Source organism: Roseomonas haemaphysalidis (genome assembly GCF_017355405.1).
Lineage (GTDB): Bacteria > Pseudomonadota > Alphaproteobacteria > Acetobacterales > Acetobacteraceae > Pseudoroseomonas > Pseudoroseomonas haemaphysalidis.
The window spans coordinates 2,987,037-2,999,087 of record NZ_CP061177.1; the positions used below are offsets into that span (position 1 = coordinate 2,987,037).

Sequence of the window (12,051 nt, forward strand, 5' to 3'; positions counted from 1 at the left end):
TTTGAAAAGGGCGTTAGCGAGCCAGCCAGCAAGGAGACGGATACATGGCCCTGAAGAAGTCCCGCAACGACGTCGGCGAAAACGCCAAGAAGACGTCGATCAACGTGCTGAACGGCGTGCTGGTCGACAGCATCGACCTGACCCATTGCGTCCGCCAGGCGCATTGGACCCTGCGCGGCCCCAACTTCATCGGGCTGCACCTGATGCTGGAAACCTTCTACAACGAGCTGTTCGTGTCCACCGACGACATCGCGGAGCGCATCGTGCAGCTCGGCGGCACGCCGGATGGCACCACCCAGCTGATTTCCGAGAAGACCCGCCTGAAGCCCTACCCGCGCGACACCACCTATACGTTGACGCACGTGGCTGAGCTGGCGGACCGCTTCGCGGCCAATGCCAAGGCGGTGCGCGACGGCATAGACACGACGGACGAGGCCGGTGACGCCGACACCGCTGACCTGTTGACCGAGGTGTCCCGCGCTCTCGACAAGAAGCTGTGGATGCTGGAAGCCCATATCGAGAACGTCGAGAAGTAATCCTTCGCGAACCAGTGTGCGACGGCGGCGGCGCTCCGGAAGGGGCGCCGCCGTTGTCATGTCCGCCCCCCGCCCGCCGGGTTGCGGCACACCCCCCGGGGCCGCTACGGTGCGCCACGAGGGGTGTGAACAAGACATGAACGATCTCTTCGGCGGCAAGGGGGCCAAGGCCCCCGCGACGGCCCAGCAGACCACTTATTCCGCCAAGGACATCGAGGTCCTGGAGGGCCTGGAGCCGGTGCGCCGCCGCCCTGGCATGTATATCGGCGGCACCGACGAGAATGCCCTGCACCACCTGGCGGCCGAGGTGCTGGACAACGCCATGGACGAGGCGGTGGCCGGCCATGCCGACCGCATCGAGATGTCATTGGAAGCCGGCAACGTGCTGGTGGTGCGCGACAACGGCCGCGGCATCCCAGTGGACCCCCACCCCAAGTTTCCCAAGCTATCCGCGCTGGAGGTGATCCTCACCACCCTGCATTCCGGCGGCAAGTTTTCCGGCAAGGCCTATGACACCTCGGGCGGCCTGCACGGCGTCGGCAGCAGCGTGGTCAACGCGCTGTCGGAGCTGATGGAGGTGGAGGTCGCGCGCGACCGCACCCTGTTCACTCAGCGCTATTCGCGCGGCAAGCCGACCACCAAGCTGAAGAACGCCGGCCCCATCCACAACCGGCGCGGCACCACCATCCGCTTCAAGCCGGACCCCGAGATCTTCGCGACGCAGCAGTTCTCGGCCACGCGGCTGTTCAAGCTGTGCCGCTCCAAGGCCTATCTGTACCGGGGCGTCGAGATCCGCTGGTCCTGCGACCCGGCGCTGATCCGCGACGACACGCCCAGCAACGCCACGCTGCATTTCCCGGGCGGCCTGTCCGACTTCCTGGCCGCGGCGGTGGAAAACACGGCCACCGTCATCCCCGCCCCCTGGGCCGGCGAGGCCACCTTCCCCAATGCCGCCGGCCGCGTGGAATGGGCCGTCACCTGGGTGGAGCGCGGCGAGGGTTTTGTTCATACCTACGCCAACACCATTCCCACCCCCCAGGGCGGCACGCATGAGGCGGGGCTGCGCGCCGCGCTGGTCAAGGGCCTGCGCGCCTATGGCGAACTGAAGAAGGAGAAGCGCGCCAGCGTGGTGACGGCGGAGGACGTGTTCGGCGGCCTGGCCGGCATGCTGTCCGTCTTCGTGCGCGACCCGCAGTTCCAGGGCCAGACCAAGGACAAGCTGACCAGCCCCGAAGCCGCCCGCCTGGTGGAGGCCGGGCTGCGCGACAATTTCGACCACTGGCTGGCCGGTGACCCGCAGACCGCCGGCAACCTGCTGGCCTTCGCGATCGAGCGCGCCGAGGACCGCATCCGCCGCCGCGAGCAGAAGGATACGCCGCGCAAGACCGCGACGCGCCGCCTGCGCCTGCCCGGCAAGCTGGCGGATTGCGCCCGCGAATCGGCGGAAGGCACCGAGCTGTTCCTGGTGGAGGGCGATTCGGCCGGCGGCTCCGCCAAGCAGGCGCGCGACCGCGAAACCCAGGCCGTGCTGCCGTTGCGCGGCAAGATCCTCAACGTTGCTTCCGCTTCCGCCGACAAGCTGCGGCAGAACCAGGAATTGAAGGACCTGATCGAGGCGCTGGGCTGCGGAGCGGGCGAGCGCTTCGACATCGCCCGCCTGCGCTACGGCCGCATCATCATCATGACGGATGCCGACGTGGACGGCGCCCACATCGCGACGCTGCTGATGACCTTCTTCTACCAGGAACTGCCAGAGCTGGTACGCCAGGGCCGGCTGCACCTGGCCCGCCCGCCGCTGTTCCGCCTGACCGCCGGCGGCAAGACCGTTTATGCCATGGACGACGCCGAGCGGCTGAAGCTGATGAAGAAGGCCTTCAAGCCATCCCAGAAGGTGGAGGTCAGCCGCTTCAAGGGGTTGGGCGAGATGCCTGCCGCGTCGCTCAAGGAAACCACCATGGACCCGAAGCGCCGCACCCTGCTGAAGGTGGTCCTGCCGTCCGAGGAACGGGAAGCCACCGCCAAGCGCGTGGACGAGCTGATGGGCCGCCGCCCGGAATTGCGGTTCCGCTTCATCCAGGACAACGCCGCCCGACTGGATGCCGAGGAAGTGGACGCCTAAGCCTGCCGATGCCGTGCCGCCGCTTCCCGGACCGCCGCCCCGGCCACCAGGGCGGCGGGCACCAGCGCGCCGATGCTGCCCGGCATCCAGGCCGCCCGGGGCACCGTCACGTCCCGTCCCATCAGCCGTGCCAGCGCCGCCACGAAGCGCCCGCCCGCGGCACTGGCACCGCCGCCCCCGCCGCACAGATGCAGCACGCCGCCGGGGGCCAGCCGCTGCCCCAGCCGTGCCAGATCCTCTTTCCGCGCCGCCAGGGCCGGCATGTCCAGCACCAGCGCGCCCAGGCACAGCCGCCCGGGACCACCGGCATCGGCAATGCGGATGCGCGCGAACCCCGGGCGGCCCTGCGTGGCGTCCAGCATTTCCCGCAGCCCGTCCCGCCGGCAGTCCAGCAGCAGCACCATCGTCTCGGCGCCGGCCTCGGCCACCAGCGCGGGCCAGTCGTCGCGGCGCGGGTCCAGGACCAGCAGTTCCATCGTTTCTCCGCCATTCTGCGTCATGTCAGTCATTCCCTTCTGGGCCGTCGGCATCCTGCACCCGCGCTCCTTGCCAAATCGTCAACGGGGGCGGCGTGAACGACGTGGCGGAGGCCGCCCGCCTGGCAATGGGCCTGCTGGCGGGCGGGGATGCCGAGCTGTGGCGCATCGTCGTGCTGTCGCTGCGGGTTTCCGGCACCGCCGCCGCCCTCGCCTTTCTGATCGGCCTGCCGCTGGCGGCGCTGCTGGTGGGCGGCCGCTTTGCCGGCCGCAAGCTGCTGCTGCTGCTGGCCAATGCGTCGTTGGGGCTGCCACCGGTGGTGGTCGGGCTGGCGTGCTACCTGCTGCTGTCGCGCTCCGGCCCGCTGGGGGCGCTGGGCTGGCTGTTCACCCCCACGGGCATGGTGCTGGCCCAAAGCATCCTGGCCATACCCATCGTCATCGCGCTGGCCGCCCGCGCATTGGCACCCTTCTGGGCCGAGCACCGCGATGCCCTGGCGATCGACGGCGCCAACCCCGCCCAGGCCTTCTGGCAGGTGGCGCGCATGGCCCGGCCGCCGCTGGCCACGGTGTTCCTGGCCGCCTTCGGTCGCGCCATTGCCGAGGTCGGTGCCATTCTGGTGGTCGGCGGCAACATCCGTGGCGAAACCCGCACCATGACCACCGCCATCGCGCTGGAAACCCAGAAGGGCGACCTGCCGATGGCCCTGGCGCTCGGCGCCGTGCTGCTGCTGCTGTGCCTGGGCGTCAGCATGGCGGTGCTGCTGCTCGACCGGCGGGCATAGGCTGCCCAAGCTGCGGCCAAACCGCGTCCCGTTACGGGCCGGGGGCCGCGCGACGGCCCTTCCCGGCCGCATCGCCGCTGTCTAGGCTGGCGCCCTTGACCCTGGGAGACGACACCGATGCTGCATCGCCGCCTGCTGCTAGGCGCCGCCCTCGCGCCGCTCGCCATGCCGCATGTCGCCCGGGCACAGGCGATGCCGAAGATCACCATCGGCATGTCCGGCTGGACCGGCTTCGCGCCGCTGACGCTGGCCGAGCAGGCCGGGCTGTTCAAGGCCAACGGCGTGGAGGTCGAGACCCGCTTCGTGCCGCAGGCGCAGCGCAACCTGGCACTGGCCAGCGGCGCGTTGAACTGCGTGGTCACCACGGTGGACACCATGATCCTCTGGGCCAGCACCATGCCGCTGGTCCAGGTGCTGGTGCTGGACAAGAGCAAGGGCGGCGACGGCATCGCGGTGCGGCCCAGCATCGGCGGCTGGGCGGACATGAAGGGCAAGACCTTCGCGGTGGATGGCGCCGGCACCACGCCCTACTTCGTGCTGGCCTACATGCTCCGCGAGAACGGCCTGTCCATCAAGGACGTGCAGACCGCGACCCTGGCGCCGCAGCCGGCCGCCCAGGCCTTCGTCGCCGGGCAGTTCGACGGCTGCTCGACCTATGAGCCCTACCTGTCCTCCATCCGCAGCCTGCCGGCCGACAAGGGCCGCATCCTGGCGACCACGGTGGATTACCCCGTGGTCGTCGATACGCTCGCCTTCACGCCTGACTTCGTGTCCAAGAACGAAGCCGCCGTGCGCGCCGTGGTGAAGAGCTGGAACGACGCGCTGGCCATGATCGAGCGCGAGCCGGACAAGTCCTACGAGATCATGGGCAAGCGGGTGAACCAGTCGGGCGAGGCCTTCAAGGCGTCGGCCGCGTTTATCGACTGGCAGGACGCGGCCGAGAACAAGGCCTATGTGGGCGGCGGCATCCAGGAGTTCATGGGCAAGGCCCTGGAAGTGCAGCGGGAAGCCGGCGTGGTGCGCACGGCGCCCGACCTCGGCAAGCTGCTGGACACGCGCTTCGTCGCCTGATCACGCCCTTGCAACCGCTCAAGCCTGTTTCCGCCGCTGCCCGGCTCGTGCTCGGCATCGGCTTCTTCGTCGTCTTCGTCGGCCTTTGGGGCGCCGTCACCTATGGCGGCGTCGTGCCGCCGCTGTTCCTGGCCTCGCCCGGCCAGGCGCTGCTGGCCGGCGTCGCGCTGTTCACCGAATACGGCTTCATCCATGACATCGGCATGACCGTCTGGCGCGTGCTGGGCGGCTTCGGGCTGGCCGCCGTGGTCGCCGTGCCGCTCGGGCTGGCGATGGGGGCCTACAAAGGCGTCGAGGCCTTTTTCGAACCCTTCATCTCCTTTGCCCGCTACCTGCCGGCCTCGGCCTTCATTCCGCTGCTGATCCTTTGGGCCGGCGTGGGGGAAGCGCAGAAGCTATCGGTCATCATCCTCGGCTCGGTGTTCCAGATCGTCATCATGGTCGCCGTCATCGCCGGCGCCACGCGCATCGACCTGGTGGAGGCCGCCTATACACTGGGCGCCCGCTCCTCCGGCATCCTGCGCCGCGTCATCATTCCGGCCGCCGCGCCGCAGGTGATGGAAGCGCTGCGGCTGGTGCTGGGCTGGGCCTGGACCTACGTGATCGTCGCCGAACTGATCGGCGCGCAAAGCGGCATCGGCCACATGATCATGGACAGCCAGCGGCTGCTGGATACGGGGCAGATGATCTTCGGCATCGTCGTCATCGGCATCATCGGACTGGTGACGGACTTCCTGTTCAAGGCGCTGAACCGCCGCCTGTTCCGCTGGGCGGCGCTGACATGACCCTGACCATCCGTGCCGTGACCCGCACCTTTCCCGGCCAGGGCAAGACGGGCCCCACCCTGGCGCTGCAGCCCACCGACCTCGACGTCGCGCCGGGAGAGTTCGTTTCCATCCTCGGCCCCTCGGGCTGCGGCAAGTCCACCCTGCTGCGCATCGTCGCGGGGCTGGACCGGCCCAGCGGCGGCAGCGTGGCGCTGGACGGGCGCGGCGTGACCGCGCCCGGGCCGGAACGGGGGATGGTGTTCCAGTCCTACACCCTGTTCCCCTGGCTGACGGTGCGGCAGAACATCGAGTTCGGCCTGCGCGAGCGGAAGCTGCCGGAGGCGGAAGTCCGCGCGGTCTCGGACAAGTTCATCGCCCGCACGGGCCTGCGCGGCTTCGAGGACCACTGGCCCCGGCAGCTGTCGGGCGGCATGCAGCAGCGCACCGCCCTGGCCCGCGCCCTGGCCAACGACCCCGCCGTGCTGCTGCTGGACGAGCCCTTCGGCGCGCTGGACCACCAGACCCGCGAGCTGATGCAGGAACTGCTGCTGGAGGTCTGGGGCGCCGACAGCCCGGAGGCGCGCAAGACCGTGCTGTTCGTCACCCACGATATCGACGAGGCCATCTTTCTGGCCAACCGCGTGCTGGTGATGTCCGCCCGCCCCGGCCGGGTGAAGGCCGAGGTCGCGGTGCCCCTGCCCTACCCCCGCGACTGGACGGTCAAGACCACCCCCGTCTTCGCCGAGCTGAAGGCCCGGCTGATGGCTGAAATCCGCGAGGAAGTGCGCAAGGCCGCGCTGGCCTGATTGACCGGACGCGCGGCTGCCGCCATTGGCACCCGCATGCCCATCCCGCCTTCCATCCCCCGCGTCGCGCTGGTGTCCGGCGGCGCCCGGCGCCTGGGCCGCGCCTCGGCCCTGGCGCTGGCGGGCGCCGGCTTCGACATCGCGCTGCACCACCGCGACAGCCAGGCGGATGCCGAGGCGACGGCCCGGGAGATCGAGGCGCTGGGCCGCCGCGCCGCCATCCTGCGCGCCGACCTGATGCGGGAAGACGAGGTGGAGGCCCTGCTGCCGGCCGCCGGCGCCGCGCTCGGGCCGGTCGGCGTGTTGCTGAACAACGCGTCCACCTTTGAACGCGACGAATGGCATGACGCGACGCGCGACAGCTGGGACCGCCATGTGGAGCCCAATCTGCGCGCCCCCTTCGTGCTGATGCAGGCCTTCGCACAGGCATTGCCCGAGGCCGCCGAGGGCGTGGTGATCAACATGCTGGACCAGCGCGTCTGGTCGCTGACGCCGCATTTCATCTCCTACAGCCTGTCCAAGGCCGCGCTGTGGGCCCTGACGCAAAGCATGGCCCTGGCGCTGGCGCCGCGCGTCCGGGTCAACGGCATCGGGCCCGGCCCGGCCATGCCCAGCCCGCGCCAAACGCCCGAGCACTTCGCCCAGCAATGCGCCGGCGTGCCCCTCGCCCACGGCACCAGCCCCGACGAGGTGGCGGAAGCTGTGCTCGCCATCCTGCGCCTACCGGCGATGACCGGGCAGATGATCGCGCTGGATGGCGGGCAGCATTTGCAATGGTCGCCCGCCCGTGGCCCGGGGATGACGGAATGAGCGGCTATGGTCCTGACGCCGCGCGGGGCCTGCGCCGCGTCTTCATCCGCCGGCTGGAAGTGATGGCACGCCTTGGCGTTTACCCGCAGGAGGTGGTGCCCCAGCGCGTGCTGATCGATATTGAGCTGCTGGTGGAGGACGATGCCGCGCCGCATGACATCGGTCCGGACCGGCTGGACCGGGTGGTCGATTACGGCGCCGTGGCCGACGCCGCCCGGAGCACCGCCACCACCGGCCACACCCGCCTGGCTGAAACACTGGCAGAGCGGATCGCTTTGGCCGCCCTGGCGGATGTGCGGGTGCGGTCTGTCAGGGTCACCGTGGAAAAGCCTGATATCGTGGCAGATGCGGCCGGCGTGGGTGTGACGGTGGAGCGGCTGCGGAATTCATCCACCGCGCCGCAATAGGCTTTCGCAGGTCTGAAAGCCTTTGCATCTTGACAGCCGTGAGCCATTGATTTTCCACACTACCATTTAAAATCAATGCATTAGTCAATTGCCTAAACGCTGGGCAACACTCTGCAACAGCCGGAACTGCAAGGCTTTGCGGGGTTGTGAGCTGCTGCGTCCACACACTTATCCACAGCTTTGGTGGGAAACTCCCGTTCGGCAGCCCGTAATCAGGGCAACGGCCGCCGTCACGGAGCTGTCCAGTCCCAAAACGGGTGGGTCAGTCATGCCGTGGCTTGTGCCGGGGTGCGGTACCGGTTGCGGCCGGCCTATCCACAACGCTGTCCACGGAAACGGTGGACAACCGCCCCGCCGCCGGCGCCGGGCCGATGCGACGACAGATCATCCCCGGCTTGTTCGCGGCCAGACGCCGGTGCCCCACATTGTTATCCACCGGATTGGTGGATAACCGAGGCGGCCCGCCGAGGCTTTCAAAGGTCCACTCCGCCCCGCCGGCGAGTGCGCGAGCGTCAAGTTCATTCCTGCCATTGACATTTCCGGGCAGGCCGGAAAGCCCTAAGTTATTGTTTTTTATTGCAAGGCTTGATTGCCCAATGCATGAGCACCACCGTATGAACGGCAGATGACAGCCACTTACGGGTGGTTGCCCCCCATGCATCCACACCCTTATCCACAGCTTCGGTGGAAAAACCGCCTCTCCCCTTGAGCCGCCAGCCCTTGCGTGATTGATCCCCCCCATGCCTGACGCCACCCCTCCCGGCGAGTTCGAGCCCACGCCCATGCAAGGCGTCGCGGTGATCGAAGCCGCCCTGCTGCAGATGCCCGAGGCCCCCGGCGTGTACCGGATGCTCGATGCCAAGGGCGACGCGCTGTACGTCGGCAAGGCGCGCAACCTGAAGCGGCGCGTGTATTCCTACACACAGATCGGCCGGCTGCCGGAGCGCTTGCGGCGCATGGTGTCCGGCACCCGGCGCATGGAGATCGTCACCACCGGCTCCGAGGCCGAGGCGCTGCTGCTGGAAGCCAACCTGATCAAGCGCCTGCGGCCGCGCTTCAACATCGTGCTGCGGGACGACAAGTCCTACCCCTGGTTGCTGCTGACCGACGACCACGACTGGCCGATGATCGGCAAGCACCGCGGCGACAAGAAGAAGGGCGCCAGCTATTTCGGCCCCTTCGCCAGCGCCTGGGCGGTGAACCAGACCATCACGGCGCTGCAGCGCGTGTTCCTGCTGCGCTCCTGCCGCGACACGGTGTTCAACAGCCGCGACCGGCCCTGCCTGCTGTACCAGATCAAGCGCTGCTCGGCGCCCTGCGTGGAGCGCATCAGCCGGGAGGACTATGCCGGGCTGGTGAAGCAGGCCAAGCAGTTCCTGTCCGGCGAAACGCCCTCCATCCAGAAGAAACTGGCCGCCGAGATGGAGGCCGCCGCCGCCGAGCTGCAGTTCGAGCGCGCGGCCTCCATCCGCGACCGCATCCGCGGCCTGACCCACGTGCAGGGGCAGAACAGCATCCACCTGGATGGCATCGGCGATGCGGACGTGGTGGCGATGCACCAGTTGGCCGGCCAGTCCTGCGTGCAGGTGTTTTTTTTCCGCGGCGGCCGCAACAACGGCAACCGCTCCTTCTTTCCAAGCCACGGCAAGGACGACGCAGCCCCGGACGAGGTGCTGACCGCCTTTCTGTCGCAGCTCTACGACGACCTGCCGCCGCCGCCGCTGGTGTTGCTGAACCACGACCTGCCGGAATCCGCGCTGATCGCCGAAGCCCTGTCCATCAAGGCCGGACGCAAGGTGGAGCTTCACCGCCCGCAGCGTGGCGACAAGCGCGCCGCCGTGGACCATGCCGCCACCAACGCGCGGGAAGCGCTGGAGCGGCACCTGGCCGAGGGCACCGCGCAGGCCGCCCTGCTGGACGGCGTGCAAAGGCTGTTCGACCTGCCCGAGGTGCCCCGGCGCATCGAGATCTACGACAACAGCCACATCCAGGGCAGCAATGCCTATGGCGTGATGGTGGTGGCCGGGCCGGACGGCTTCACCAAGGGCGCCTATCGCAAATATGCCATCCGGGGCGAGACCACCGGCGTGGTGCGCAACCCCCGCGCCCCCGCGCCCGACATCGTGGACACCGACGGCGACGCGGTGCCCCTGCCCGCCGCGCCAGCCCGCCCTGGCGGCGGCTCGCGCGCCGCCAGCGGCGGCGGCGACGACTTCGCGATGATGCGCGAGGTGTTCGAGCGCCGCTTCGGCAAGGCCTTGAAGGAGGACCCGACGCGCGATGGCGAGGGGTGGCCGGACCTGGTGCTGATCGACGGCGGCGCCGGCCAGCTGTCCGCCGCCCGCGCCATCATGGCCGAGCTGGGGCTGGAAGACCTGCCCATGGTCGCCGTGGCCAAGGGCCCGGACCGCGACGCCGGGCGCGAATGGTTCTACCGGGATGGCCACGACCCCATCCAGCTGCCGCCGCGCGACCCGGTGCTGTACTACCTGCAGCGGCTGCGGGACGAGGCGCACCGCTTCGCCATCACCACCCACCGGGCGGGGCGCTCAAAGAACCTCACCCGCAGCGAACTGGACGAGATCCCCGGAGTCGGGTCGGCCATCAAGCGGCGGCTGCTGAATCATTTCGGCTCGGCGCGCGGCGTGCGGCAGGCCGGACTGTCCGATCTTTCCAACTGCCCGGGCATCGGCCCCGCCATGGCGACGCGCATCCATGAGCATTTCCACCCTGGCGCGCGGCAGCCGAATTCGGCAAAGGGCTGAGGCGATGCTTACGGGACCCCGTCTTGCCCACTGACCTGCCCAATCTGCTGACCATGTCGCGCATCGCGGCCATCCCGCTGCTGGTGCTGCTGGCGGCGCTGCGCACGCCGTGGGGGGATGCCGCGGCGTGCTTGGTGTTCTCGGTCGCCGCCATCACCGACTACTTCGACGGCAAGATCGCGCGCGAGCGCAAGCTGATCTCCGCCTTCGGCCGCATGCTGGACCCGATCGCCGACAAGCTGCTGGTGGGCGCGGCGCTGATGCTGCTGGCGGGGCTGGGCCGGCTCACCGGCTGGGGGCTGCTGCCCGCCATCATCATCCTGCTGCGCGAGATCCTGGTGTCCGGCCTGCGGGAATTCCTGGCGGAGCTGCGCGTCGGCCTGCCGGTCACCAAGCTGGCCAAGTGGAAGACCGGCATGCAGATGGGCGCGCTCGGCACCCTGCTGGCGGGCGACACGGCGGCGCGCGTGCTGGGCCTCGGCTTCCTGCCAGTGTCGCTGATCGGCGAGGCGATGCTGTGGGCGGCGGCGGTGCTGACGCTGGTGACCGGCTGGGACTACCTGCGCGCCGGGCTGCGGCACGCGGAGGCGCAGGATGCCAAGCTGGCGGCCAAGCAGCCCCGCCACCCTTGAGCATTGCCTCCCCCGGGCGCATCTTCCGCGCCATGAGTACTGGCAGACATCAGGAGCGGATCATGCGGCAGCCACGGATGGCGACCCGAGCAATGGCCTTGGGCGGCCTGGCCCTGTTGGCGGCCTGCGGTAGCACGCCGATCCAGCCGCCGGTGGACAGCCTGACCGTCGCCCGCGTGATGGGCCGCGACGTGGAGGTGCCGCCGCTGCTGCCGGAATCCGGCAACAGCGTCTGGCCCAGCGAGGACGCGCCGCGCGGCACCATCGGCAACCCCGACGCCCGCGTGCGCCCCGGCGAGCCGCCGACCACGCGCAACCAGGAGCGGCGCGGCAGCTCCAGCCCGCCGCCGATGAACGACGTTTATTCCGGCCCGCCGCCCGGCTTCCAGGCCCCCAACCTGCGGCCGCTGAACCCGGCCCCCGCCCCGCTGGCCCCGCCGCCGCCCCGCGCCGACGGGCGGGTGATCCCGACGCCGAACGGCCCCGTGGTGACCAGCACGGGCGGCCCCGGCTACGCCACCTACACGACGCCCGAAGGCGCCACCGGCATCGCCATCCCGCAGGGTGGCACCACCACGCTGCTGGACGGGCGCGGCGGCGTGCGCCAGGTGCCGACGCCGCGCTGATGCAGGTCCTGTACTTCGCCTGGGTACGCCAGCGGATTGGCCTGGGGGCCGAGCGGGTGGACCCGCCGGCCGAGGTAGCGGACGTGGCCGGGTTGATGCGGTGGCTCGCCGGGCGCTCGCCCGGCCATGCCAGCGCCTTTGCCGAGGCGGGGCAGATCCGCTGCGCGGTGAACCAGGCCTTTTGCGGGCCGGAGCACCCGGTGCGGGCCGGCGACGAGGTGGCCTTCTTTCCCCCCGTCACGGGCGGCTGA

General features: G+C 69.7%; 13 protein-coding genes. 12 read left to right on the top strand and 1 reads right to left on the bottom strand.

Annotation, left to right across the window (positions count from 1 at the left end):
* Positions 1–44: 44 nt before the first annotated feature.
* Together dps and parE are read left to right on the top strand one after the other, a co-directional pair.
* On the top strand, positions 45–536 hold the full coding sequence (gene dps / locus IAI59_RS13840) for a DNA starvation/stationary phase protection protein Dps (protein WP_207419647.1): 492 nt from the start codon (positions 45–47) through the stop codon (positions 534–536).
* A 136-nt stretch (positions 537–672) separates the two neighbouring features.
* Positions 673–2,655, top strand: a complete 1,983-nt coding sequence (gene parE, locus IAI59_RS13845) for a DNA topoisomerase IV subunit B (protein ID WP_207419646.1) — start codon at positions 673–675, stop codon at positions 2,653–2,655.
* Here parE and IAI59_RS13850 read toward each other — a convergent pair.
* Positions 2,652–3,155: a DUF4347 domain-containing protein gene (locus IAI59_RS13850; protein ID WP_207419645.1), complete on the bottom strand. Its 504-nt coding sequence runs from the start codon at positions 3,153–3,155 to the stop codon at positions 2,652–2,654. The genes parE and IAI59_RS13850 overlap by 4 nt on opposite strands.
* A 71-nt stretch (positions 3,156–3,226) precedes the next feature.
* Between IAI59_RS13850 and IAI59_RS13855 the strand changes: the two genes are divergently transcribed.
* The 10 genes from IAI59_RS13855 (at position 3,227) to moaD (ending at position 12,051) form a co-directional block, all read left to right on the top strand.
* Complete coding sequence (locus tag IAI59_RS13855) at positions 3,227–3,916, top strand: ABC transporter permease (protein WP_207419644.1); 690 nt, start codon at positions 3,227–3,229, stop codon at positions 3,914–3,916.
* A gap of 117 nt (positions 3,917–4,033) precedes the next feature.
* Positions 4,034–4,987, top strand: a complete 954-nt coding sequence (locus IAI59_RS13860; protein WP_207419643.1) for an ABC transporter substrate-binding protein — start codon at positions 4,034–4,036, stop codon at positions 4,985–4,987.
* Positions 4,988–4,995: 8 nt separating this feature from the next.
* Positions 4,996–5,772, top strand: coding sequence for an ABC transporter permease (locus IAI59_RS13865; RefSeq protein WP_237181024.1), 777 nt, complete (start codon positions 4,996–4,998; stop codon positions 5,770–5,772).
* Positions 5,769–6,560: an ABC transporter ATP-binding protein gene (locus IAI59_RS13870; RefSeq protein WP_207419642.1), complete on the top strand. Its 792-nt coding sequence runs from the start codon at positions 5,769–5,771 to the stop codon at positions 6,558–6,560. The genes IAI59_RS13865 and IAI59_RS13870 overlap by 4 nt, the downstream gene beginning before the upstream one ends.
* 36 nt (positions 6,561–6,596) lie before the next feature.
* Positions 6,597–7,370: an SDR family oxidoreductase gene (locus tag IAI59_RS13875; RefSeq protein WP_207419641.1), complete on the top strand. Its 774-nt coding sequence runs from the start codon at positions 6,597–6,599 to the stop codon at positions 7,368–7,370.
* Complete coding sequence (locus tag IAI59_RS13880; RefSeq protein ID WP_207419640.1) at positions 7,367–7,777, top strand: dihydroneopterin aldolase; 411 nt, start codon at positions 7,367–7,369, stop codon at positions 7,775–7,777. The genes IAI59_RS13875 and IAI59_RS13880 overlap by 4 nt, the downstream gene beginning before the upstream one ends.
* Positions 7,778–8,517: 740 nt before the next feature.
* Positions 8,518–10,542: an excinuclease ABC subunit UvrC gene (gene uvrC, locus IAI59_RS13885; protein ID WP_207419639.1), complete on the top strand. Its 2,025-nt coding sequence runs from the start codon at positions 8,518–8,520 to the stop codon at positions 10,540–10,542.
* Positions 10,543–10,565: 23 nt separating this feature from the next.
* Entirely contained in the window at positions 10,566–11,174 is a 609-nt protein-coding gene (gene pgsA / locus IAI59_RS13890; protein ID WP_207419638.1) for a CDP-diacylglycerol--glycerol-3-phosphate 3-phosphatidyltransferase, read from the top strand.
* 92 nt (positions 11,175–11,266) lie between these two features.
* Complete coding sequence (locus tag IAI59_RS13895; protein ID WP_207419637.1) at positions 11,267–11,800, top strand: hypothetical protein; 534 nt, start codon at positions 11,267–11,269, stop codon at positions 11,798–11,800.
* Positions 11,800–12,051, top strand: coding sequence for a molybdopterin converting factor subunit 1 (moaD, locus tag IAI59_RS13900; RefSeq protein ID WP_207419636.1), 252 nt, complete (start codon positions 11,800–11,802; stop codon positions 12,049–12,051). The genes IAI59_RS13895 and moaD overlap by 1 nt, the downstream gene beginning before the upstream one ends.

Coding starts and splice junctions, on each gene's coding strand:
- dps (WP_207419647.1), top strand. CDS start 45: ATGGCCCTGAAGAAGTCCCGCAACGACGTCGGCGAAAACGCCAAGAAG.
- parE (WP_207419646.1), top strand. CDS start 673: ATGAACGATCTCTTCGGCGGCAAGGGGGCCAAGGCCCCCGCGACGGCC.
- IAI59_RS13850 (WP_207419645.1), bottom strand. CDS start 3,155: ATGACGCAGAATGGCGGAGAAACGATGGAACTGCTGGTCCTGGACCCG.
- IAI59_RS13860 (WP_207419643.1), top strand. CDS start 4,034: ATGCTGCATCGCCGCCTGCTGCTAGGCGCCGCCCTCGCGCCGCTCGCC.
- IAI59_RS13870 (WP_207419642.1), top strand. CDS start 5,769: ATGACCCTGACCATCCGTGCCGTGACCCGCACCTTTCCCGGCCAGGGC.
- IAI59_RS13875 (WP_207419641.1), top strand. CDS start 6,597: ATGCCCATCCCGCCTTCCATCCCCCGCGTCGCGCTGGTGTCCGGCGGC.
- IAI59_RS13880 (WP_207419640.1), top strand. CDS start 7,367: ATGAGCGGCTATGGTCCTGACGCCGCGCGGGGCCTGCGCCGCGTCTTC.
- uvrC (WP_207419639.1), top strand. CDS start 8,518: ATGCCTGACGCCACCCCTCCCGGCGAGTTCGAGCCCACGCCCATGCAA.
- IAI59_RS13895 (WP_207419637.1), top strand. CDS start 11,267: ATGGCCTTGGGCGGCCTGGCCCTGTTGGCGGCCTGCGGTAGCACGCCG.
- moaD (WP_207419636.1), top strand. CDS start 11,800: ATGCAGGTCCTGTACTTCGCCTGGGTACGCCAGCGGATTGGCCTGGGG.